This window comes from Nocardioides eburneiflavus (assembly GCF_004785795.1).
Taxonomy (GTDB): domain Bacteria; phylum Actinomycetota; class Actinomycetes; order Propionibacteriales; family Nocardioidaceae; genus Nocardioides; species Nocardioides eburneiflavus.
Map to the genome: position 1 here is coordinate 1,436,618 of NZ_SRRO01000001.1, position 20,576 is coordinate 1,457,193.

At 71.5% G+C, this 20,576-nt stretch carries 23 protein-coding genes; 13 read left to right on the top strand and 10 right to left on the bottom strand.

Annotation, left to right across the window (positions count from 1 at the left end; genetic code table 11):
* Positions 1 to 4 precede the first annotated feature (4 nt).
* Positions 5 to 319 carry a hypothetical protein gene (locus tag EXE59_RS06740; RefSeq protein WP_135838214.1) on the bottom strand — a complete coding sequence of 105 codons (315 nt, stop codon included), beginning with the start codon at positions 317 to 319 and terminating at the stop codon, positions 5 to 7.
* Positions 319 to 1,566: a serine/threonine-protein kinase gene (locus tag EXE59_RS06745; protein ID WP_135838215.1), complete on the bottom strand. Its 1,248-nt coding sequence runs from the start codon at positions 1,564 to 1,566 to the stop codon at positions 319 to 321. The genes EXE59_RS06740 and EXE59_RS06745 overlap by 1 nt, the downstream gene beginning before the upstream one ends.
* 164 nt (positions 1,567 to 1,730) lie before the next feature.
* On the opposite strand from EXE59_RS06745, the gene EXE59_RS06750 reads away from it, so the two are divergent.
* Complete coding sequence (locus EXE59_RS06750) at positions 1,731 to 2,459, top strand: copper homeostasis protein CutC (RefSeq protein ID WP_135838216.1); 729 nt, start codon at positions 1,731 to 1,733, stop codon at positions 2,457 to 2,459.
* Here EXE59_RS06750 and EXE59_RS06755 read toward each other — a convergent pair.
* A complete protein-coding gene (locus EXE59_RS06755) occupies positions 2,442 to 3,995 on the bottom strand; it encodes a M81 family metallopeptidase (protein ID WP_246056575.1) in 1,554 nt (517 codons plus the stop codon). The genes EXE59_RS06750 and EXE59_RS06755 overlap by 18 nt on opposite strands.
* Positions 3,996 to 4,277: 282 nt before the next feature.
* Here EXE59_RS06755 and EXE59_RS06760 point away from each other — a divergent pair, with 282 nt between their 5' ends.
* Together EXE59_RS06760 and EXE59_RS23685 are read left to right on the top strand one after the other, a co-directional pair.
* On the top strand, positions 4,278 to 4,481 hold the full coding sequence (locus EXE59_RS06760; RefSeq protein WP_045548871.1) for a cold-shock protein: 204 nt from the start codon (positions 4,278 to 4,280) through the stop codon (positions 4,479 to 4,481).
* Between the two features lie 187 nt (positions 4,482 to 4,668).
* On the top strand, positions 4,669 to 4,830 hold the full coding sequence (locus EXE59_RS23685; RefSeq protein ID WP_165356104.1) for a hypothetical protein: 162 nt from the start codon (positions 4,669 to 4,671) through the stop codon (positions 4,828 to 4,830).
* A 49-nt stretch (positions 4,831 to 4,879) separates the two neighbouring features.
* On the opposite strand, the gene EXE59_RS06765 is transcribed toward EXE59_RS23685, so the two are convergent.
* Positions 4,880 to 5,947 carry a hypothetical protein gene (locus EXE59_RS06765; protein ID WP_135838217.1) on the bottom strand — a complete coding sequence of 356 codons (1,068 nt, stop codon included), beginning with the start codon at positions 5,945 to 5,947 and terminating at the stop codon, positions 4,880 to 4,882.
* A 40-nt stretch (positions 5,948 to 5,987) separates the two neighbouring features.
* On the opposite strand from EXE59_RS06765, the gene EXE59_RS06770 reads away from it, so the two are divergent.
* The 6 genes from EXE59_RS06770 to EXE59_RS06795 all read left to right on the top strand — a co-directional run bounded on the left by EXE59_RS06770 (position 5,988) and on the right by EXE59_RS06795 (position 12,099).
* Positions 5,988 to 6,845 (top strand): NUDIX hydrolase, encoded by an 858-nt coding sequence (locus EXE59_RS06770; protein WP_135838218.1) that lies wholly within the window; start codon positions 5,988 to 5,990, stop codon positions 6,843 to 6,845.
* Positions 6,846 to 7,061: 216 nt separating this feature from the next.
* The gene (locus EXE59_RS06775; RefSeq protein ID WP_135838219.1) at positions 7,062 to 8,027 is read left to right on the top strand and encodes a PstS family phosphate ABC transporter substrate-binding protein; all 966 of its coding nucleotides are present in this window, start codon (positions 7,062 to 7,064) and stop codon (positions 8,025 to 8,027) included.
* A 64-nt stretch (positions 8,028 to 8,091) separates the two neighbouring features.
* Positions 8,092 to 8,997, top strand: coding sequence for a phosphate ABC transporter permease subunit PstC (pstC, locus tag EXE59_RS06780; RefSeq protein ID WP_246056577.1), 906 nt, complete (start codon positions 8,092 to 8,094; stop codon positions 8,995 to 8,997).
* Entirely contained in the window at positions 8,997 to 9,902 is a 906-nt protein-coding gene (gene pstA / locus EXE59_RS06785; protein WP_135838221.1) for a phosphate ABC transporter permease PstA, read from the top strand. The genes pstC and pstA overlap by 1 nt, the downstream gene beginning before the upstream one ends.
* A gap of 119 nt (positions 9,903 to 10,021) precedes the next feature.
* Positions 10,022 to 10,792 (top strand): phosphate ABC transporter ATP-binding protein PstB, encoded by a 771-nt coding sequence (gene pstB / locus EXE59_RS06790; protein ID WP_281280340.1) that lies wholly within the window; start codon positions 10,022 to 10,024, stop codon positions 10,790 to 10,792.
* A 344-nt stretch (positions 10,793 to 11,136) separates the two neighbouring features.
* Positions 11,137 to 12,099, top strand: a complete 963-nt coding sequence (locus tag EXE59_RS06795; RefSeq protein WP_135838223.1) for a hypothetical protein — start codon at positions 11,137 to 11,139, stop codon at positions 12,097 to 12,099.
* Positions 12,100 to 12,283: 184 nt separating this feature from the next.
* On the opposite strand, the gene EXE59_RS06800 is transcribed toward EXE59_RS06795, so the two are convergent.
* From EXE59_RS06800 to EXE59_RS06815, 4 genes are all read right to left on the bottom strand, one after another.
* Positions 12,284 to 13,279: an inorganic phosphate transporter gene (locus EXE59_RS06800; protein WP_135838224.1), complete on the bottom strand. Its 996-nt coding sequence runs from the start codon at positions 13,277 to 13,279 to the stop codon at positions 12,284 to 12,286.
* A gap of 47 nt (positions 13,280 to 13,326) precedes the next feature.
* A complete protein-coding gene (locus EXE59_RS06805) occupies positions 13,327 to 13,944 on the bottom strand; it encodes a DUF47 domain-containing protein (RefSeq protein WP_135838225.1) in 618 nt (205 codons plus the stop codon).
* A 114-nt stretch (positions 13,945 to 14,058) separates the two neighbouring features.
* Entirely contained in the window at positions 14,059 to 16,236 is a 2,178-nt protein-coding gene (locus EXE59_RS06810) for an RNA degradosome polyphosphate kinase (protein WP_135838226.1), read from the bottom strand.
* A 45-nt stretch (positions 16,237 to 16,281) separates the two neighbouring features.
* On the bottom strand, positions 16,282 to 16,644 hold the full coding sequence (locus tag EXE59_RS06815) for a DsrE family protein (RefSeq protein ID WP_135838227.1): 363 nt from the start codon (positions 16,642 to 16,644) through the stop codon (positions 16,282 to 16,284).
* A gap of 23 nt (positions 16,645 to 16,667) precedes the next feature.
* On the opposite strand from EXE59_RS06815, the gene EXE59_RS06820 reads away from it, so the two are divergent.
* The 3 genes from EXE59_RS06820 to ygfZ are packed head-to-tail and all read left to right on the top strand — an operon-like array spanning position 16,668 to position 18,578.
* Positions 16,668 to 17,162 (top strand): heme-binding beta-barrel domain-containing protein, encoded by a 495-nt coding sequence (locus EXE59_RS06820; protein WP_135838228.1) that lies wholly within the window; start codon positions 16,668 to 16,670, stop codon positions 17,160 to 17,162.
* A gap of 23 nt (positions 17,163 to 17,185) precedes the next feature.
* Positions 17,186 to 17,620, top strand: a complete 435-nt coding sequence (locus EXE59_RS06825) for a Fur family transcriptional regulator (protein WP_135838229.1) — start codon at positions 17,186 to 17,188, stop codon at positions 17,618 to 17,620.
* A 10-nt stretch (positions 17,621 to 17,630) separates the two neighbouring features.
* Positions 17,631 to 18,578 (top strand): CAF17-like 4Fe-4S cluster assembly/insertion protein YgfZ, encoded by a 948-nt coding sequence (ygfZ, locus tag EXE59_RS06830; protein WP_135838230.1) that lies wholly within the window; start codon positions 17,631 to 17,633, stop codon positions 18,576 to 18,578.
* Positions 18,579 to 18,590: 12 nt separating this feature from the next.
* Here the strand turns inward: ygfZ and mshD are convergent, their stop codons facing one another.
* On the bottom strand, positions 18,591 to 19,406 hold the full coding sequence (mshD, locus tag EXE59_RS06835; protein ID WP_135838231.1) for a mycothiol synthase: 816 nt from the start codon (positions 19,404 to 19,406) through the stop codon (positions 18,591 to 18,593).
* Between the two features lie 86 nt (positions 19,407 to 19,492).
* Positions 19,493 to 20,224: a winged helix-turn-helix transcriptional regulator gene (locus EXE59_RS06840; protein WP_135838232.1), complete on the bottom strand. Its 732-nt coding sequence runs from the start codon at positions 20,222 to 20,224 to the stop codon at positions 19,493 to 19,495.
* 45 nt (positions 20,225 to 20,269) lie between these two features.
* Between EXE59_RS06840 and EXE59_RS06845 the strand changes: the two genes are divergently transcribed.
* Positions 20,270 to 20,566, top strand: coding sequence for a MoaD/ThiS family protein (locus EXE59_RS06845; protein ID WP_135838233.1), 297 nt, complete (start codon positions 20,270 to 20,272; stop codon positions 20,564 to 20,566).
* The last annotated feature ends 10 nt before the right edge of the window (positions 20,567 to 20,576 follow it).

Sequence of the window (20,576 nt, forward strand, 5' to 3'; positions counted from 1 at the left end):
GGGCTCAGTCCGGCAGGTTCTCGAGCACGGACCTGGCGGCTGTCACGATGCGCTGCGCCTGCTCGTCCGACAGCTCGCCGTCCACCTGTGCCCGGGCGGCCTCGGCCACGAGCTCCTTCACGGCGACCCGGGCCCCGGCGTAGTCCCCGGACCCGACGGCCGCGTCGACCTCGTCGAGGCGCTTGCCCAGGGCGGGGACCTGCTCGCTCGGCACCGCCTCGTCGCCTCCGCACGACCCCAGCGCGGGCGCCAGGGCGAGCACGAGCGCTGCCACGGCCACCCTCCGGCGCGTCGACCTCATGTGGTCGGTGTTCCTCATCAGCCCGTCCCCTCGACCGCGTCGTGCAGGTCCCGCAACGGCTCCACGAGCTCGTCCGGCGTGTTGCCCGGCAGGTCGTCGCCGTCGCTGGTGGTCCCCCCGGCGACCGCGACCACGAGGAGGAACAGCACCAGGGCGGCCACCGCGGCAGCAATGCCGCGCTGGGCCTCCGACGACCTCCTCGCAGCCCCCCACAGGGACGTCGCGTGCCTGCCCAGGGTGCGCGCGAGCGCGTCGCCCAGCCGGTCGTGCACCGGCCTCGTCGGTCGCGCCGGACTCGTGGTCGGCTCGGGCATCACCCGGGTGCTCGCGGAGGACGGCGCGGCCGGTGCAGGTCGTCCCAGCAGGGGCGTCGTGACGGCGTCCGGCGTCGACTCCACCGGCTGCGGGATGCTCCCCGGGGAGTACGCGCGCAGCCGCTCGGCCACGTCGTCAGCCGACGGCCGCTCCGCGGGATCGCGGGCCATCATCCCGGCCAGCAGCTCGCGCCACTCCTCCGGCAGCGAGTCCGGCACCTCCGGGTCCCTGTGCAGCCGCGCCGCGGCCGCCTCCGTCGCGGCGCCCGGGAACTCCCGGTGACCCGTGAGCGCCTCCAGCAGCACCAGCCCGAGGGAGTAGACGTCCGTCGCGCCCGAGACCTCGTCGCCCGTGACCTGCTCCGGCGCGAGGTACGCCGCTGTGCCGATGACGTGTCCGGTCCTGGTGTGACCCGCCGAGTCCTCCACCAGTCGCGCCACCCCGAAGTCCGCGAGCCGCACCCGCTTCCGCGGGCCCAGCAGGATGTTGCCCGGCTTCACGTCGCGGTGCACCACACCGTTGCGGTGCACGTAGGCCAGTGCCTCGGCCACCTGCGCACCCACCGATCCGACGTCCTCCAGCGGCAACCCGCCGTCCCAGTCCTGCGCGACCCGCCCGAGGGTGCGACCGTCCACGAGCTCCATCACCAGGAAGGGGTTGGCGTCAGCGGCAGCAGCGTCCGCGGCGCCGGGGCCGGTGAAGCCGAACCCGGCGTCCAGGACCGTCACCAGGCCGCTGTGCGACAGCCGTGCCAGGGTGCGTGCCTCGCCGACGAAGCGGGCGCGGTCGGACTCGTCCCCGGCTGCCTCCCTCAGCACCTTGACGGCGACCGCTCGCCGCAGCGTGCGGTCCTCTGCCCGGAACACGTCCGCCATGCCGCCGCGGCCCAGCAGGGGGCCGAGCTCGTAGCGATCGCCCAGCACGCGCGGACCGGCGCTCGCGTCAGACATCCACCACCTCGCTCACCCAGCCACCCAGGGGGACCCGGCGCCCCGACCGGGAACCGCAGCACAACGTAGACGACTGCCGGTCGGTGCCGCCTCACCGGCTGCTGCCGCCATGTCCGCCGAGCCGTGGGCGGGCGATCGCCGCGACCTCGGCCTACGGTGTCCGGGTGAGCACCTTGGTCGAGATCTGCCTGGAGGACGTCGGTGGCGCGGCCCTCGCCGCGGCCGCGGGCGCGGACGCGCTGGAGGTCTGCGCCGGCCTCGCCGACGGGGGCACGACGCCCACGCTCGGCTTCGTGGAGCACTGCGCCGACACGGCACCCGGCCTGGAGGTCCGGGTGCTCGTGCGCGCCCGTCCCGGCGACTTCGTCCACTCGCCGCAGGAGGTCGCGGTGATGGCGGCCGACATCGAGGCGACCCGGGCCGCGCTCGGGGGCTCGGCTCGCCTGGGCTTCGTCATCGGCACGCTCGAGCCGGACGGCACGATCGCGGCGGGCGCCGTACGCCGCCTCGTGGCCGCCTCCGGTGACGCCCCCGTCACCTTCCACAAGGCCTTCGACTCGGTGCCCGACAAGGCGGCGGGGCTCGCGCAGCTCGCCGACCTCGGCATCAGCCGCGTGCTGACCTCCGGCGGCCCGGGACCTGCACTCGACCACCTTCCCGAGCTGGCCGACCTGGTGCGCCGCGGTGGCGACGAGGTGCGGATCGCGGTCGGCGGCGGCGTACGCCCGGCGAACGCCGCCCGGATCGTGGCGGAGACCGGCGCGCGCGAGGTGCACCTGCGCGCGCCCGGGGCGGTGCGGCCGACAGGGGTGTCGACGGGCTACGACGACGGGCGCCGCAGCGTGACGAGCGCCGAGGTGCTCGCCGAGGTGATGTCAGCGCTGGGTCGCTGACCCGGAGGTGTCGCCGGGGAACAGGACGGCCTCCGCGAGCGGGTCCACGCCGGACACGTCGTCCAGCGGGAACATCGGCCGCCGGATCCGGCGGTGCCCCAGCCGGGCCAGGTCCTGGTCCACCCCGCCCGGCGTCAGCGCGAGCATCCAGTCCGCCGCCAGGTCGAAGAGCTCGGGCTCGAGGTAGCCGATCTTGACCACGACGATGTCGGCGCTGCGAGGGTCGAGGCCGAGCCGGGTGAAGTCCCGCTCGAGGTGGTACGGGCGCCGCCGGCGGGTGACCACCACGTCCACCGCGGGTGTCCGGACGACCACCTCGAGGTTGTCGTCGCCCGGCACGACCGCCACGACCTCGCCCGCCACGTCGACCGGTGGCGCGGGCCGGGCGTCGATCCGCGCCCCGAGGGTGAGGCGTACGTGGGCGCCCACCCCCGCCTCCGCGGCGGCGACGGCTCCGGCGCTGTCGGGGATCGAGGCATAGACGGCGCGCTTGCCGCTCGCGGCCAGGTCCTCGCTGGCGAGCAGCGCGGCCAGGGTCCAGGTCACGTCGCCGGCGCCGCCGGCGGTCGGGTTGTCGCCGGAGTCGGAGACGACGTACGGCCTGACCGGCGACGCGATCGCAGCGGCCAGCACCTCCTCGAGGGAGCCGGTGGGCGCCACGAAGCCGAACTCCTCGCGACGCGACCACAGCTCGACCGCGAGCCTGCTCGCCTCGGCCAGCGCCAGGTCCGCGTCGTCGCCGACGACCACGACGACGGCACCGTTGCGCGGCTCGTCGGCCCACGGGTAGCCGATCCAGATGCCGGCGTCGAGGATCCCGTCGAGCGCCTCGACCTCCGGCACCCGGGCGTACAAGCTCGTCGCCGGCTCCTGCCGCGTGCTCGTCATCTCGCCGGGCAGCAGGATCGGCACCGGCACCCATGCCTTCGCCGGACGCCTGCGGCCCGCCGGGAGCGTCAGCCGGTCGAGGAGGTTGCGGGCTGCGCGCTCCTTGGTCTCCTCCCAGTCGACGTGCGGGGCCGTGCGGTAGGTCGTCAGCAGGTCGACCGTGGCGGCGAGGACGCGCGAGACGTTGCCGTGGAGGTCCATGCCGCTGCTGATCAGGCAGTCGGGCCCGACCACGGCGCGTACGGCCTGCGCCAGGTCGCCCTCCATGTCGTCGAGGCCGACGACGCTCGCGGCTCCGTGGATGTCGAGGACCAGCCCGTCGAGAGGTGCCTCGGCCACCGCCGCCACGAGGCCGGAGAGGATCTCCGCCTTGAGCTGTGCGTAGTCGTCCGCGGGGATCGCGCCGCCCGCGATGCTGCGCGCCTGGAGGACGCCGATCCACTCCGCGCGGCCCGCCAGCGACCCGCCCTCGTGCCAGAACTCCCACGCGTCGAGCACTGCGCGTCCGCGGCGCGGAGCGAGCATCGCGGCGGTCGTCAGCGCGGGGGAGAAGGTGGACGCCTCGAGGCTGATGCCGCAGACGGCCACGCGCGGACGGCGCGGGGCGGGCACGTCGCCGGGCACGTCGCTGCTCACGTCGCTGCTCACCCGACGATGGTGTCAAGGCGCGCCGGGCACGCGGTCGGCAGGCCCGTTCGCGGAGTGTTCACACACAGGTGGATCTCGACCGGTGACGCCGGGCGATTTGTTGGTAGTGTTTGACCCGCAACAGGTGCAAGTTCCAGCAGGTAGACGCCCGCGGAGTTTGTGATCCAACGGCGTTTGTTCTTCGGGCCCTGCCAGCTCGTGAGTCTCAAGCGGCGTGTCACCGCATCTGGTGCGGGTCGCCGAGGTGGCGGCTCCCGCCCCTACAGAGGAGTAACGAGCACCATGGCTCAGGGCACCGTTAAGTGGTTCAACGCCGAGAAGGGTTTCGGCTTCATCGCGCAGGAGGACGGCGGCGACGACGTCTTCGTGCACTACTCGGCCATCCAGACCAACGGCTACAAGTCGCTGGACGAGAACCAGAAGGTCGAGTTCGACGTCACCCAGGGCCCCAAGGGCCCGCAGGCGGAGAACGTCCGTCCGCTCTGATCGGCTGACGCTGGACTGAGGTCCAGATCTTGATCGCGAGTTCGGCCCTACCCCATAACGGGGTGGGGCCGGATTCGTTCTCGGGGCAGACTTTGACACGTTCGGGTCATTCCGCCCGACCGTGGTCGTCCGTCAGAATTGGTACGACCGCCTAGAGTCGAATGATCCAGGAGGAAGGGAGGGTGACGTGCACGACCAGTTCGACGTGACCCTCGAGGACGGTGACCTCCTCGGCGAGGTCGAGCTCACCACCACCCTGATCATCGCGGCGAGCGAGTCCGAGGACCACCTGTCCCAGGAGGAGATCGACCGGCTGCTCGGGGTCACCCCGCGCAAGCCCCAGGACTGACGCGCGGTCCGGACCCGGCACGGGCTCCGCTCGGCCACCGCTGCGCCGGTCAGCAGGTCGCGAAGAGCACCGGGCCGCTGGTGAGCTCGGACAGGACGTACGCCCCCTCGACCGGGCGCAGGTCCAGCACGACCTCGCGGCCCTCCGAGCCCGCCGCCTCGACCGCGAAGCGGTCGGTGAAGTCGCCGCCCTGCCCGGGCGCCGGACCGGCGGCCAGCCGTGAGCGTGCCTCGGCGTCCGCGGCGGCGTCGTCCTCGTCCTCCACCTGCAGCACCGCGCGTACGCCCCCGCTGGGGAGCCGCCCCAGCGCGTAGCCGGTGAGCGGGTGGACAGCGCCCGCCGCCGCGACGAGCTGGTCCGCCTCGGCCTGGGCGTCGTCGTCGGCCTGCGCCATCGCGAGGTGCTCGCAGGCGTACGCCCCGTCGTAGACCGCGGCGGCGAGCGGCTCGTCCAGTGCCTCGGCCAGCTCGACGAGCTCCTCGGGGCCGTCGCCGTCGATCCCGTCGACGACCTGCTGCAGGTAGGGCGCCTGGTCGGAGGTGAGGACGAGCCCCTCGTCGGCGAGCAGCGCGACGTGCTGGAGCTCCGGGGTCAGCATCGACCCGACGCCCGACAGCACGTCCGGTCCGCCCACCCACACGCCGTCCGCCTCCTCGGGCTCGGTCCACCCCAGGTCGACGAGCCGGTCGGCGACCGCGTCGACGTCGACGCCGTCGTCCACGCCGAGCACCTCCACCGCGCCGGTGCCCGACTGGGCGAACAGCTCCCACGAGACGCTGGCGGGGGAGAAGCCCAGCTCCGCCTCCATGACGCCCGCCGAGGTGCCGAGCGCCGACATCGGCGACAGGTCGGCGTCGAAGGCCGCGGCCATGAAGTCGTCCACCTCCTCACCCGACGACCCGGGCCCGACGCCGGTGTCCAGCTCGCGGCGTACGCCTGCCCAGTCGGTCCACGAGAAACGGGTGGTGTCGGCCGGCACGAGGGACATGGCGCGGGCGAGCGGGGTCGCGGGGCTCAGCAGGCGCCACCCGACGAGGCCGCCGACCAGCAGCACGAGGACGGCCGCGAGCGCCGGCAGCACGCGGGTGACCGCACGCGGGACGACACGATGTGGCACGGGGCTCCTCGCCGATCGGGGTGGGTGTGACACTACTTCCATGGAGCCCCGCGACGTGCGCGCTGCCGGTGCCGTGGTGACCCGGAAGGGCGGCGACGTGCTGCTCGTGCACCGCCCCAAGTACGACGACTGGTCCTTCCCGAAGGGCAAGCTCGACCCGGGCGAGCACACGGTCACGGCTGCGGTGCGCGAGGTGGCGGAGGAGACCGGCCTCGACGTGCGGCTGGGGCCGGCCCTGGGTCCGCAGCGATACCGGCAGTCCAACGGGCGCTGGAAGACGGTCGACTACTGGACCGCGCGCGTGGTGGGCAAGGACGACGTCTCCGGCTACCGCCCCAACGCCGAGATCGACGCGGTCGAGTGGGTGCCATGGAAGGACGCCGCCCGGCGGCTGACCTACCCCTACGACCGCGACACCCTCGCCGAGGCGCGGCCGCTGAGGCGCCGGACGAGGGCGCTGGTGGTGCTGCGGCACGGCAAGGCGCGCTCGCGGGGCGCGTGGAAGAAGGACGACCGGCTGCGCCCGCTGCTGCAGCTCGGCGAGGCGCAGGCGCAGCGCCTGGTGCCGCTGCTGGCCGCCTTCGACGTGACCGTCGCCCACTCCTCCTCCAGCACCCGCTGCGTGCAGACGGTGACGCCGTACGCCGAGGTGACCGGCTGGCCGGTGAAGCTCTACGACGAGCTCAGCGAGGAGGGCGCCACGGCCGAGGGCGTCGTGGACCTCGTCGACGCCCTGCTCGACGGAGGGGAGAGCGCCGTGCTCTGCACGCACCGGCCCGTGCTGCCGACCGTCCTCGACGCGCTCCGCGTGCCGGAGGTCAAGCTGGAGCCCGGCGCGATGCTCGTGGTCCACCACTGCAAGGGCCGGGTCGTGGCGTCGGAGCAGCTCCAGCCCTGAGTGACGCCCGGTTGGTCCGGCCGCTTGTAGAGCCGCTGAGCGGGCCCCGTCAAGGGCGGCCGGACGAGTTCATGTGATCGTCGTCTCACGCCCGAACGGGTGATCCCAACCGGTCCTGCCGAGTTCACCGCCCGTTCACCGGCGGCGACGTGGGCGTTCTCCTGGTGTGCCTACGTTCCTCGTCGTCAGCACACATCAGACTTCAGGAGCAACGAAGTGAACCGCACTTCCCACCGCTGGACCATCGCGTCCGGCGCGGCCGTCCTGGCCCTCACCCTGGCCGCCTGTGGCGGCGCCGACGCTGGCAACGCCGAGGGTGGCGAGTCCGGCGGCGCCAGCGGCTCGGTCGCCGTCGACGGGTCGTCCACCGTCTACCCCATGAGCAACACGGCTGCCGAGCTGCTCTCCGAGGAGAACCCGGACATCCAGGTGTCGGTCGGCTTCTCCGGCACAGGCGGCGGGTTCGAGAAGTTCTGCGCCGGGCAGACGGACATCTCCGACGCGTCCCGCCCGATCAAGGAGGACGAGGAGGTGCCGGTCTGCGAGGAGAACGGTGTGGAGTACACCGAGCTGCTCGTCGCGACCGACGCCCTCACCGTGGTCGTCCACCCCGACCTCGCCGTCGACTGCCTGACGACCGACCAGGTCGTCGAGCTGTTCGGCCCCGGCTCGGACGTGACCAGCTGGCAGGACCTCGACCCGAGCTTCCCGGACGCCGAGATCGCCGGCTTCATCCCCGGCACCGACTCGGGCACCTACGACTACATGGCCGCCGACGTCGTCGGGGACGAGTCGGAGTCGCTGCGTGAGGACTTCGAGGTCTCCGAGGACGACAACATCCTCGTCCAGGGCGTGTCGGGCACCGAGAACTCGGTCGGGTTCTTCGGCTACAGCTACTACGAGGAGAACGCCGACACCGTGAAGGCGCTCGCCATCGACGACGGCAACGGCTGTGTCGAGCCCTCCGCCGAGACCGCGCAGGCCGGCGAGTACACGCCCCTCGCCCGGCCGCTGTTCATCTACGTGAGCAACTCTGCCTACGCCGACAACGCAGCAGTCGCCGAGTACGTCGACTTCTACATCGAGAACCTCGCCGACATCGCCGAGACCGCGCAGTTCATCCCGCTGAACGACGACGACTACGCCGCGACGCAGGACGCCCTCGCCGGCATCTCGGGCTGAGCGGAGCGACACCCAGATCATGGCTCAGAACGCCACGACGGCAAGCCCGCCCCCAGGGGCGGGCTTGCCCGCGTCCCCCCCGGACCTCAGCCGTCGCCCCCGGCCCGGCGAGCAGGTCATCAAGGCCGTCCTGGTCCTGTCCGCAGGTGCCTCGATCCTGATCACGTTCGGCATCATCGCCGCCGTCATCGAGCCTGCCCTGCACTTCTTCGAGGAGGTCCCGTTCGGTCAGTTCTTCGCGACCGAGGACATCGGCAGCCGCGAGTACCGTCCGGCCGTCCTGCCCCTCCTCGTCGGCACGGCGCTCACCACCGTCATCGCATTGGCCCTCGCGGTGCCACTGGGCCTGGGTGCAGCGATGTACCTCTCCGAGTACGCGTCCCCGCGGGCACGCAAGTGGCTCAAGCCGACCGTCGAGCTGCTGGCGGGCGTACCATCCGTCGTCTACGGCTTCTTCGCGCTGTTCTTCGTGACACCGGTCGTGCTGCAGGGGTGGTTCAACCTCGAGGTGAACTTCACCAACGCGTGGGCGGCCGGGATCGTCCTCGGCGTCATGATCATCCCGACGGTGGCCTCGCTCTCCGAGGACGCCCTCTCGGCAGTGCCCATGGCGCTGCGGCAGGGGTCGTACGCCATGGGCGCCAACCGGATGCAGACCACCCTGCGCGTGGTCCTCCCGGCAGCCCTGTCGGGCGTCGCCGCCGCGATCGTGCTCGGCCTCTCCCGCGCCGTCGGGGAGACGATGATCGTCACGATGGCCGGCGGAGCGGTCAAGAACATGTCGGTCGACCCGAGCGAACCGCACATGACGATGACAGCGTTCATCGCCATCACCGCCCAGGGGGAGAACCCGGTCGGGTCGGTGTCCTACAACATGCTCTTCGCGGTGGGGCTGCTGCTCTTCATCATCACGTTCATCATCAACGCGATCTCCATCGCGTTCGTCCGACGATTCAGGCAGGCCTACTGATGAGCGTCGCCACGCAGACTGCTGCGTCCACCGTCGCCGCCACGCTGTCCGGGCGCAGGCGCGATCGCAACGTCGGCTCCCTGGTGTTCCTCGGAGCCCTCTGGTCCTCGCTGTTCTTCGGCGTGATGGTGCTCGTCGCCCTGATCGTCGACACCGCGATCGCCGGGTCGCCGCGCTTCGACCTCAACCTGCTCACGCAGTACGAGTCGACGATCCGCAAGGACGAGACGGGGTTCCGCGCCGGCATTCTCGGGTCGCTCTGGCTGATGGGCGTGACGGCCCTGATGGCCATCCCGCTCGGCATCGCCGCGGCCATCTACCTCGAGGAGTTCGCCACCAAGACGTCGCGGTTCAACCGGGTCGTCGAGATCAACCTGCAGAACCTCGCCGCGGTGCCGTCCATCATCTACGGGATGCTCGCCGTCGCGATCATGGGCCTGCTCGGCTACAACTACAAGGGCATCGTGCTCGGTGGGGCGATGGCCCTGGCGCTCCTCATCCTCCCGGTCATCGTCATCACGACCCGGGAGGCGCTGCGGGCGGTGCCGGACGAGATCCGGCAGGGGTCGTACGCCCTGGGAGCCACTGTCTGGCAGACGACGTGGCGCAACACGCTGCCCAGTGCGGTGCCCGGCATCGCTACCGGCACCATCCTCGGCCTCTCTCGCGCGATCGGTGAGGCGGCACCGCTGCTGATCCTCGGGCTGGCGACGGTCCGTTTCGACCCGACCGGGGTGGAGAGCAAGGTGACGGCGCTGCCGATGCAGATCTACAACCTGTCGTCGGCGCCCCAGCTCGACTTCCAGGTGGCCGCGTCCGCTGCCATCATCGTCCTGCTGGTCATGATCCTCGGGATGAACGCCCTCGCCATCTTCATCCGCAACAAGTTCCAGCGATCCTGGTGAAAGAGACACTCGACATGGCTTCTGCCACTTCCTCCGACACGTTCCCCCAGATGGCCGCGCTCGGCGACGTCCACATGAGCGCCGAGCGGCGCCTGCCGGACTCGCCGGTCAACCCCGTCATGGAGGCGCGTGACCTCAACGTCTTCTACGGCGACTTCCACGCCGTCCACGACGTCAACCTGTCCTACGGGCGCAACGAGATCACCGCCATGATCGGGCCGTCCGGGTGCGGCAAGTCGACGGTCCTGCGGTGCCTCAACCGGATGAACGACCTGGTGGCCGGCGCTCACGTCGAGGGCGAGGTGCTCTACCACGGCCAGGACATCTACCAGAAGAGCGTCGACCCGATCGCCGTGCGCACCCAGATCGGCATGGTCTTCCAGAAGCCCAACCCGTTCCCCAAGTCGATCTACGACAACATCGCCTACGGCCCCCGGGTCACCGGCATGAAGGTCGACAACATGGACGACCTGGTCGAGGGGGCGCTGCGCGGCGCCGCGCTCTGGGACGAGGTCAAGGACAAGCTCAAGCAGTCGGCGTACGGCCTCTCCGGCGGTCAGCAGCAGCGCCTGTGCATCGCCCGCACGATCGCGACCAAGCCCGACGTGATCCTGATGGACGAGCCGTGCTCCGCCCTCGACCCGATCGCCACTGCCCGCGTCGAGGACCTGATGCTCGAGCTGCGCAACGACTTCACGATCATCGTCGTGACCCACAACATGCAGCAGGCGGCCCGCGTCTCGGACCGTACGGCGTTCTTCACCGCTCGCCCCGACGAGACCACCGGCAACCGCACCGGCCTGCTGGTCGAGTACGACCTGACCTCGACGATCTTCTCCAACCCCAACGACAAGCGCACCGAGGACTACATCTCCGGTCGCTTCGGCTGAGCCCAGCCTCTGGGCTCTGCGTCATACAGATCCGAACCGATGGGTGCGGATCCGCATGACGGTCGGGGCGGCCGGATGCGTCCTGGTGGGTCGATCGGGGGTTTGATCCACCAGGGCGTTTCCGGGCACCTTGACCCCGGTCCCGCGTGATCACGGACCTCGTGACCGGGCCCGGGCAGCGTCATACAGATCCGCACCCATGACTGCAGGTCCGCATGACGCTCGGCGGTCAGGAAGATGAGCGGCGCGTCACCAATCCTCCACAGGCGGGTGAGCGGGTCGGCCATCCACAGGCGGACAACGGTCTCGTGGCGGACGTACGTGTGCGCCGCGACCGTGGAGGCGTGACCGAACAGACTCCCCGCACCGCATCGCTCAGGGCCGCGCGGCGCCGTCGTGCAGAAGAGCTGGCCCGCGACCAGGCGTGGTCCGCGTCGCGGCGCCAGCTCTACGCCGCCGGCCTGACGCGGGCGGAGCTGCGGGCCAACGTGCGAGCCAAGCGGTGGCAGCTGGTGGGCCGGCACGTCGTCGTCGTCCACACCGGTCCGATGGCACTCGACACCACCCTGTGGGCGGCCCAGCTGTCGGGCGGCCCTCGGGCCCGGCTCGACGGGGCGTCGGCACTGATCGCTGCGGGCCTGCGAGGGTTCGACGTCGACCGCCACCGGGTCTCGGTCCCGCGAGGCGCCCGGGTCTTCCGGGACACGGTCGTCGACGTACGCCAGACGCGACGCTGGAGGACCGACGACCTGGTCGGCGGTGGGGGACCGCCGCGTACGCGCCCGGAGGTGGCCGCCGTACGCGGCGCGCTGTGGGCGCGGAGCGACCGGCAGGCGGCGCTGCTGCTCACCATGGTCGTCCAGCAGGGTGTCGTGCCCGCCGACCGGATCGGGCTGGCGCTGCTGCAGGTCAAGCGTGACCGTCGGTTGACGTTCGTGATCGACGTGGTCACCGACCTGCTGGGAGGCGTACGGAGCCTCGCCGAGCTCGACTTCGCTCGCGAGTGCCGCAGGAGGGGGATCCCCGAGCCGACCCGCCAGGTCGTACGCCGTGGCAAGGACGGCCGCTACTACCTCGACGTGGTGTGGGAGGAGTGGGGCGTCGTGGTCGAGGTCGACGGCATCCAGCACGCCCTTGCGCAGGAGGTCGTGGCCGACGCGCTGCGCCACAACGACGTGACCCTCGACAACCTCACCGTGCTGAGGCTCCCGGTCCTGGGCCTCCGGGTCGCCGCTGACGAGTTCTTCGCCCAGATCGAGCGGGCACTGGCGGACGCGGGCTGTACCGAGCTCGGCCCCGCGGCCTGAGCGCCCGGCGTACGGGGGACTGCGCGCTCCCGCCCGGCCTCCCGAGCGTCATACGAACCGACACCTATGGGTTCGCCTTCGTATGACGCAGGACGCCCCGGCTCCCCGAGCGTCATACGAAACGGCACCTATGGGTTCGCCTTCGTATGACGCAGACCGGCGGCAGCCGGCAGCCTGGCCAGGCTCAGGGGAGGAAGATCCGCGCGATCCAGTAGCAGATCGCGGCGGCGAGGGCGGCGGCCGGGAAGGTCAGCACCCACGCGGTGAGGATCGACTTCGCCACGCCCCAGCGGACGGCGGAGAGCCGCTTGGTGGCGCCCACGCCCATGACCGCGGAGGTGATGGTGTGCGTGGTGGAGATGGGGGCGTGGAAGGCGTACGCCGTGGTGTAGAGAACCGACGCCGCCACGGCCTCGGCCGCGAAGCCGCGCGGCGGGTCGAGGTGGATGATGCGCCGGCCGAGCGTACGCATGATGCGCCAGCCGCCCGAGTAGGTGCCGGCCGAGATCGCGGCAGCGGCGGCGAAGATGACCCACAGCGGGAGCGGGTCGTCGGCGCCGACGTAGCCGCCGGCCAGCAGCGCCAGGAAGATCACGCCCATCGTCTTCTGCGCGTCCTGGAGGCCGTGGCCGAGCGCCATCGCGGCGGCCGAGATCGTCTGCGCGATCTTGAAGCCGCGGTTGGCGCGGCCGGGGTTGGCTCGGCGGAAGAGCCACATGATCGCGACCATCAGCACGAAGCCGAGGGAGAAGGCGACGACGGGGGAGAGGAACATCGGGATGACGACCTTCTCCAGCACGACGTTCCAGTTGGCGGTGGCGCCGGCGGCGACAGCCGAGCCGACGAGGCCGCCGATGAGGGCGTGGGAGGACGACGACGGCAGGCCGTAGTACCAGGTGATCATGTTCCAGGTGATGGCGCCGAGGAGGCCGCACATCACGATCACGAGCGCGTGGCTGCCGGTGCCGGGGTCGATCGTCTCGGAGACGGTCTGGGCGACCTTCTGGCCGAGGAAGGCGCCGACGAAGTTCATGACCGCGGCCATCGCCAGCGCGACGCGCGGCTTCAGGGCGCCCGTCGAGACGGACGTCGCGATTGCGTTGGCCGCGTCGTGGAAGCCGTTGGTGTAGTCGAACACCAGGGCGACGACGACGACGGCAATGATGATGCCGATCTCCATCAGGTGGTGCTCCTGGCAGACGTCGGGAGGGCGTCAGCACTCATCCGTCACGACTCCTTGACGGCGATCTGCTCCACGATGTTGGCGACCTTCTCGAAGGCATCGATCGCCCCCTCGAGGGACTCCACGATGTCCTTCAGCTTGAGCACCTCGAGCGCCTCGTACTCACCGCTGAACAGGTTGGCCAGGATCCTGCGGTAGGACTTGTCACCGGTGTTCTCGAGGCGGTTGATCTCGATCCAGTACTCGTCGAGCTTGCCCATCGACTCCAGCGACGGCATCGCCTCGGCGGTGAGCTCGGCGCAGCGCTGCAGCACCTCGACCTGCTGGGTGGTCTCGGCGGGCAGCGAGGTGACCTCGTAGAGCAGGACGAGGTCGACGGCCTCGTCCATCATGTCCATGACGTCGTCGAGGGCCGAGGCGAGGTGGTAGATGTCCTCGCGGTCGAACGGGGTGACGAACGTGCTGTTCACCCGTCGGATGATCGAGTGGGTGGTCTCGTCGGCGGCGTGCTCGGCCTCGCGCATGCGCTGGGCGATCTCAGCCTTCGAGTTGCCGTCCGACAGCATCTCGCTGAGCAGCTGGGAACCGACGACGAGGTGCTTGGCTGCCTCGCTGAAGAGGTCGTAGAACGAGCTGTCGACAGGGCGGAACTTCAAACGCACGGTGAACTCCGAACGGGGGGCGGATGAACCGTGGTTCATGGTAGGGGGTCAGCCGCCCAACGACGCAAGTTGCGGTGCGCCCCTGCGGTGTGACGCGCGGCGCAGGTCGACGGCTCAGCGGCGACGGCTCCGCTGGCGGGCGATCAGCTCGTCGTGCAGGTGCCGCTCGCCGCGGCGCAGGTCCCACTCACCGTCCGACCCGAGCTCCCACGCAGTGGTGGCCGGGTCGAGCGCGAGGTCGAGCAGTGCCGCCACCTCGGCGACCACGTGGGGGTCGCGCAGGCGTACGAGCACCTCGACGCGACGGTCGAGGTTGCGGTGCATCATGTCGGCCGACCCGATCCACGCCTCCGGCTCGCCGCCGTTGTCGAACCAGAACACGCGGCTGTGCTCGAGGAACCTGCCCAGGATCGACCGCACGCGCACCGTCTCGGACAGGCCGGGTACGCCGGGGCGCAGCGCGCAGATCCCGCGGATGAGCAGCTCCACGCGCACGCCCTCCTGCGAGGCGAGGTAGAGCGCGTCGATCACCGCCTCGTCGACCACCGAGTTGGCCTTGATCCGGATCCCGGCGGGCCGGCCGGCCTGGTGGTGGGCGATCTCCTGGTGGATCTGCGCGACCAGTCCCTCGCGCACGCTGTGCGGCGCGACGAGCAGGTGGTCGTAGGTCCGGTTGCGGCTGATGCCCGACAGGTTGTTGAAGAGCAGCGCGACGTCCTCGCCGATCTCCGGGTTGGCCGTCAGGAGACCGAGGTCCTCGTAGACGCGGGCGGTCTTGGGGTTGTAGTTGCCGGTGCCGAGGTGGACGTAGCGACGGATGCCCTCGGGCTCGTCGCGCACCACCATCGACAGCTTGCAGTGGGTCTTGAGGCCGACGAGGCCGTAGACGACGTGGCAGCCGGCCTGCTCCAGCTTGCGGGCCCAGCGGATGTTGGCCTGCTCGTCGAAGCGCGCCTTGATCTCGACGATCACCAGCACCTGCTTGCCGGCCTCGGCGGCGTCGATGAGCGCCTCGATGATCGGGCTGTCGCCGGAGGTGCGGTAGAGCGTCTGCTTGATCGCCAGCACGTGGGGATCGGCGGCCGCCTGCTCCAGGAAGCGCTGCACCGACGTGGCGAACGAGTCGTACGGGTGGTGCAGCAGCACGTCGTGGCGCGACACCGAGTCGAAGACGTCGACGGGTGACGACGACTCGACCTCGGCCAGGCTCGGGTGGGTGGTCGGCAGGAACGCGGCGTACTTGAGGTCGTCGCGGGGCAGGTCGGCGATCGAGTGCAGGCCGGTGAGGTCGAGGGGGCCGGGCAGCGACACCACCTCGTCGCGGCCGACGCCCAGCTCGGAGACCAGCAGCTCGAGGATCTTGGGGTCCATCGACTGCTCGACCTCGAGGCGTACGGGCGGCCCGAAGCGACGTCGCTGGAGCTCCTTCTCGAGGGCCTTGAGGAGGTTCTCGGCGTCGTCCTCCTCGACCTCGAGGTCCTCGTTGCGGGTGACCCGGAAGGTGTGGGCGCCGAGCACGTCCATGCCGGGGAAGAGCTTCTTGAGGTGCTCGCCGATGACGTCCTCGATGGGGACGAAGCGCTGGTTGCCGAGCCCGACGAAGCGACCGAAGGTCGGCGGCACCTTCACGCGCGCGAAGTGCTCGGTGCGGGTCTCGGGGTGGCGTACGACGACCGCGAGGTTGAGCGAGAGCCCGGAGATGTAGGGGAACGGGTGGGCCGGGTCCACGGCCAGTGGGGTCAGGACCGGGAAGATCCGCTCCTTGAAGAGCTTCTTGCAGACCTTCTGCTCCTCGCGGTCGAGCTCGGACCAGCGCAGGATCTCGATGCCGTGCCCGCCGAGCTCCGGCAGCAGGTCGACGAGGGCCCGGGCGTGGCGCCCCATCAGCTCGCGGCTGTCGCCCCACAGCTGCTCGAGCTGCTCGCGCGGCATCAACCCGCTGGCGGCGCGCACGGCGACGCCGGCGGCGATGCGCCGCTTCAGACCGGCCACGCGGACCATGAAGAACTCGTCGAGGTTGCTGGCGAAGATGGCGAGGAAGCGGACCCGCTCGAGCAGCGGCAGGTCGGGGTCCTCGGCGAGCTCGAGGACGCGCTGGTTGAAGCGCACCCACGAGATCTCCCGGTCGATGAACCGGTCGTCGTACTTCTCCACCGCCTCGATCGCGGCAGCGTCGGGCGTGTACGGCGGCTCGACGTCGAAGGTGTCGGTCGGGTGGCCGAACGGCTCGGACACCGGGCCCTCGTCGACCGACGGCGAGACAGCGCTGGTGAGGGTGGCCGGGTCGTTCATGGACCAAGTCTGGCACCGGAAGGTGAACGGCGGATGGCCGAAGCGTCAGTAGACCAGCGCCTGGACACCCTCGCCCAGCACCTGCTCGGCGAACACCGCCGCGCCGGCGATCGTCACACCGTCGCGCAGGTCGCCGTCGACGATCCCGCGTCGCGCCGCGCACTGGGAGCAGACCGTGACGGTGCCGCTGGTGAGGACCGCGGCCATCAGCTGGTCGAGGGGGGTGGCGAGGTCGAGCGCGAACTCCTCCGCGCGCCCGGGGACGCCGAACCACGCGGCCTCACCGGTCAGCCAGAGCGACACCTCGGCGCCGGCCGCCGCGGCGGCCGCGGAGACGGTGAAGCCCTGGTTGCAGCGCTCGGCGTCCTCGGCCCCGCAGGTGACCTTGACGACCAGTGATCGAGCCATGGACCCACACTAGAGTGGCGCCCATGCCCTTCGAGCTGCCGGACAACCTCCACCCCAACTGCGGCCCCGTCGCGTGGCTGCTCGGCACCTGGCGCGGCAACGGCCACGGTGACTACCCGACGATCGAGAAGTTCCACTTCGGCCAGGAGCTGATCTTCACCCACGACGGGCGCCCGTTCTTCCACTACATGTCGCGCGCGTGGCTCGAGGACGAGGACGGCGAGTTCATCCGCGACGCGGCGATGGAGACGGGCTTCCTGCGGTGCCCCGAGCCCGGCAAGGTCGAGCTCCTCCTCGCGCACAACATCGGCTTCTCGGAGATCTGGTACGGCGCGGCCGAGGGCGGCAAGCTCGAGATGCACACCGCGGGCGTCTCCTTCACCGAGACCGCCAAGGAGGTCACCGCCGGTTCCCGGATGTACGGCAACGTCGACGGCGACCTGCTCTACGCCTACGACATGGCCGCGGTCGGCCAGGAGCTCCAGCCGCACACGTGGGCGCGGCTCCAGCGAGCCTGACGAACACCCGGGACGAGCGTGCGATGAGCGACGACCTGGCGAGCCGGCTGCGCGAGCAGGGCCTGCGGCTCACCCCGCAGCGCCAGCTCATCCTGCGCGCGGTCGAGGAGCTCCGCCACGCCACGCCCGACGAGGTGCTCGCCCACGTGCGCGCGCAGGTCAGCTCGGTCAACGCCTCCACCGTCTACCGCACGCTCGAGGTCCTCGAGGAGCTCGGGCTGGTGCGACACACGCACCTCAGCGACCGCGCGCCGACGTACCACTCCACCCTCGAGCACGAGCACGTCCACGTCGTGTGCCGCCGCTGCCACTCCGTACGCTCCTACGACCCCGAGCTGGTCGAGCCGCTGGTCGCGGCGCTGGGGGCCGACGGCTTCTCGGTCGACGTCGGCCACTTGGCCATCTTCGGCGAGTGCGCGGACTGCTCGGCGGCGGCCCGCTCACCCGACCCGGCCTAGACTCAGGGGCATGGCCAGCCCCCTCCTCGCCCTGCCCGGGGCCGTCGCCGGTGACGGCGTCGACGCCCCGGTGGCCGCCCACTACGGCTCCTTCAACACCGAGCAGCGCAGCCTTGCCGCCGGCGACGGCTTCGTCGACCTCTCCCACCGCGACGTGGTGCGGGTTGCCGGACCGGAGCGGCTGTCGTGGCTGCACAACCTCACGACCCAGTTCTTCGACGGTCTCGCCCCGGGCACCTGGACGCAGGCGCTGGTGCTGAGCCCGCAGGGCCACGTCGAGCACGCCTTCACCGGCGTCGACGACGGCGAGGCGTTCACCGCGCACACCGAGCCCGGTGCCGGCGCGGCGCTGGCGGACTGGCTGGACCGGATGAAGTTCATGACCCGGGTCGAGGTCTCGCTCGTCGAGGACCTGGCCGTGATGTGGCGCCCGGGGGAGGACCCGTCACGGACGGGTGGCCGCTACGACCTCGTCCCTCGCGACCGGCTCGAGGCGTACGCCGAGGCTGCCGGGCCGGCCTGCGGGCTCTGGGCGTTCGAGGCGCTGCGCATCGAGCGCGGTGAGCCGCGGCTCGGGATCGACACCGACCACCGCACGATCCCCAACGAGGTCGGCTGGATCGGGCCCGCCGTCCACCTCGACAAGGGCTGCTACCGCGGCCAGGAGACGGTGGCTCGCGTGCACACCCTGGGCCGCCCGCCGCGCCGCCTGGTGCTGCTGCACCTCGACGGCTCGGAGAACCGGCTGCCCCCTGTCGGCTCGCCCGTGTCGTACGACGGGCGCGACGTCGGCTTCGTCGGCTCGAGCGCGCGGCACCACGAGCTCGGGCCGATCGCCCTCGCGCTGGTCAAGCGCAACGTCCCCGTCGACGCCACCCTGACCGTCGACGGGATGCCTGCCGCGCAGGAGGTCGTCGTCGACCCCGAGGTCGGTCTGCACGTCCGTCCCCTGCGCTGAGGCCGCGCGGGCTCAGCCGCGGCGGTACTGGACGTGCGTGTCTGCGGCGGCGTGCTCGAAGCCGAGCCGGGAGTAGACCGCGACCGCCGGGGCGTTGTCGGACTCGACGTAGAGCAGCACCTCGTCCACGCCGAGACCGACGAGGTGGTGCAGCCCGGCCAGGGTGAGCACCTTGCCGAGGCCGCGCCCCTGGGCGGCGGGCGCGACGCCGACGACGTACACCTCGCCGAGGCGGTCGTCGTGCTGCTTGGTCCAGTGGAAGCCGAGCACGCCCGAGGCGTCCTCCGCGACGAGCAGCCCGGCCGGGTCGAACCACGGCTCGGCCATCCGGCGGGCCAGGTTGGCCTCGTCCATCGCACCCTGCTCGGGATGGTCGGCGAAGGCCGCCGCGTTGACGGCGACGACGTCGGCGGCGTCGCCATCGCGCCACGAGCGGATCGTCACGCCGGCGGGCGGCTCCAGCGGGGGCAACGTACGCGCGGACGGCCGGCGCATGACCCAGAGGTCACGTACGCGCACCCAGCCGTGGGTGGCGGCGAGGCGGGCGGCCGCGGGGTGGTTGCCGTGCGACCAGGCGACGAGCGGCCCGCCGTACGACTCCTCCACCCGGCCGAGCAGGGCGGAGCCGAGCCCACGGCTGCGCGCAGACGGGCGTACGACCAGCGACAGGTCGCCGTCGTGCACCAGCGCGAACGCGTCGTCCTCGGCCACCACGTCGACGCCGCCGTCGGCCAGCGCGATCCGGGCGGCCTCGTCGAGCGGGTCGGCGCCGTCGGCGGCAGCCGCCTCCGCCGCGATCTCCTCGACTCGGTCGGTGGTCGCGCTCATGGCGAGGACCCTAGACCCGGGGCGCCGCGCGAGGAGCGGGGAAGGTCGCTCCCGACATGTCACGGGGATCATCCCCGCAGTCCGGGTCAGGCGTCGGTCGTCGAGCGCGAGGACCGGGGCTGCTCCTCGGCCTCCTTGTCGCGCGAGGGCACGACGAAGCGGTAGCCGACGTTGCGGACGGTGCCGATGTGGTGCTCGTGCTCGGTGCCGAGCTTGGCGCGCAGGCGGCGTACGTGGACGTCGACTGTCCGGGTGCCGCCGAAGTAGTCGTAGCCCCAGACCTCCTGCAGCAGCTGCTCGCGGCTGAAGACCCGGCCCGGGTGCTGGGCGAGGTACTTGAGGAGCTCGAACTCCTTGTAGGTGAGGTCGAGGGGGCGCCCGCCGATGCGCGCGGTGTAGGTGGCGTCGTCGACGACCACCTCACCGCGGTGGATCACGTGCGCGGTGGGGTCGTCCGGTGCGGTCGCGCTGGAGCGACCGACGGCGAGCCGGATCCGCGCGTCGAGCTCGGCGGGCCCGCAGGTGTGGAGCACGACGTCGTCCATGCCCCAGTCGTGCGCGACGACGGCCAGGCCGCCCTCGGTGACGATGAGCAGCACCGGGGCCTCGGTGCCGGTGGTGCGGATCAGCCGGCAGAGGTCACGCGCGGCGGCGAGGTCCTGGCGTCCGTCGACCAGGACCAGGTCGGACTCGGGGGCGTCGAGCAGGGCGCTGCCCTGCGCAGGGACGATCTTGACCGTGTGGGCCAGCAGCGCGAGCCCGGGGAGCACCTCGGCGGAGGGCTGCAGCGCGCTCGTGAGCAGCAGCAGTGCGCTCATGGACCGACCTCCTCGTCCACCGGGGGATGAGGAAGGATATCCCGCATGGGCGCTGGCACCGGACACGATCGCGAGGATGAGACGGTCACCGTGCGCTACTGGGCGGGCGCCCGGGCCGCGGCGGGCACGGCGGAGGACGTCTTCGGCACCGCCGGCGACCTGACGCTCGCCGAGGTCGTCGATCGGGTGCTGGAGCGGCACCCGGGGGAGCAGATGGCGCGCACCGTCGCCGTGTGCTCGGTGCTGCTGGGCGACCAGCCGGTCCGCTCGCAGGACCCCGCGACGGTCGTCGTACGAGCGGGTGCGGTCGTCGAGCTGCTCCCGCCGTTCGCCGGCGGCTGAGCCGCCGGGC

Excerpts from the sequence above, each read along its gene's own strand:
- EXE59_RS06840 (WP_135838232.1), bottom strand. The coding sequence starts at position 20,224 with ATGAGCGCACTGCTGCTGCTCACGAGCGCGCTGCAGCCCTCCGCCGAG.
- EXE59_RS06745 (WP_135838215.1), bottom strand. The coding sequence starts at position 1,566 with ATGTCTGACGCGAGCGCCGGTCCGCGCGTGCTGGGCGATCGCTACGAG.
- pstB (WP_281280340.1), top strand. The coding sequence starts at position 10,022 with ATGGAGGCGCGTGACCTCAACGTCTTCTACGGCGACTTCCACGCCGTC.
- EXE59_RS06820 (WP_135838228.1), top strand. The coding sequence starts at position 16,668 with ATGCCCTTCGAGCTGCCGGACAACCTCCACCCCAACTGCGGCCCCGTC.
- EXE59_RS06800 (WP_135838224.1), bottom strand. The coding sequence starts at position 13,279 with ATGGAGATCGGCATCATCATTGCCGTCGTCGTCGTCGCCCTGGTGTTC.
- mshD (WP_135838231.1), bottom strand. The coding sequence starts at position 19,406 with ATGAGCGCGACCACCGACCGAGTCGAGGAGATCGCGGCGGAGGCGGCT.
- EXE59_RS06825 (WP_135838229.1), top strand. The coding sequence starts at position 17,186 with ATGAGCGACGACCTGGCGAGCCGGCTGCGCGAGCAGGGCCTGCGGCTC.
- ygfZ (WP_135838230.1), top strand. The coding sequence starts at position 17,631 with ATGGCCAGCCCCCTCCTCGCCCTGCCCGGGGCCGTCGCCGGTGACGGC.
- EXE59_RS06845 (WP_135838233.1), top strand. The coding sequence starts at position 20,270 with ATGGGCGCTGGCACCGGACACGATCGCGAGGATGAGACGGTCACCGTG.
- pstA (WP_135838221.1), top strand. The coding sequence starts at position 8,997 with ATGAGCGTCGCCACGCAGACTGCTGCGTCCACCGTCGCCGCCACGCTG.
- EXE59_RS06760 (WP_045548871.1), top strand. The coding sequence starts at position 4,278 with ATGGCTCAGGGCACCGTTAAGTGGTTCAACGCCGAGAAGGGTTTCGGC.
- EXE59_RS06770 (WP_135838218.1), top strand. The coding sequence starts at position 5,988 with ATGGAGCCCCGCGACGTGCGCGCTGCCGGTGCCGTGGTGACCCGGAAG.
- EXE59_RS06810 (WP_135838226.1), bottom strand. The coding sequence starts at position 16,236 with ATGAACGACCCGGCCACCCTCACCAGCGCTGTCTCGCCGTCGGTCGAC.
- EXE59_RS06815 (WP_135838227.1), bottom strand. The coding sequence starts at position 16,644 with ATGGCTCGATCACTGGTCGTCAAGGTCACCTGCGGGGCCGAGGACGCC.
- EXE59_RS06740 (WP_135838214.1), bottom strand. The coding sequence starts at position 319 with ATGAGGAACACCGACCACATGAGGTCGACGCGCCGGAGGGTGGCCGTG.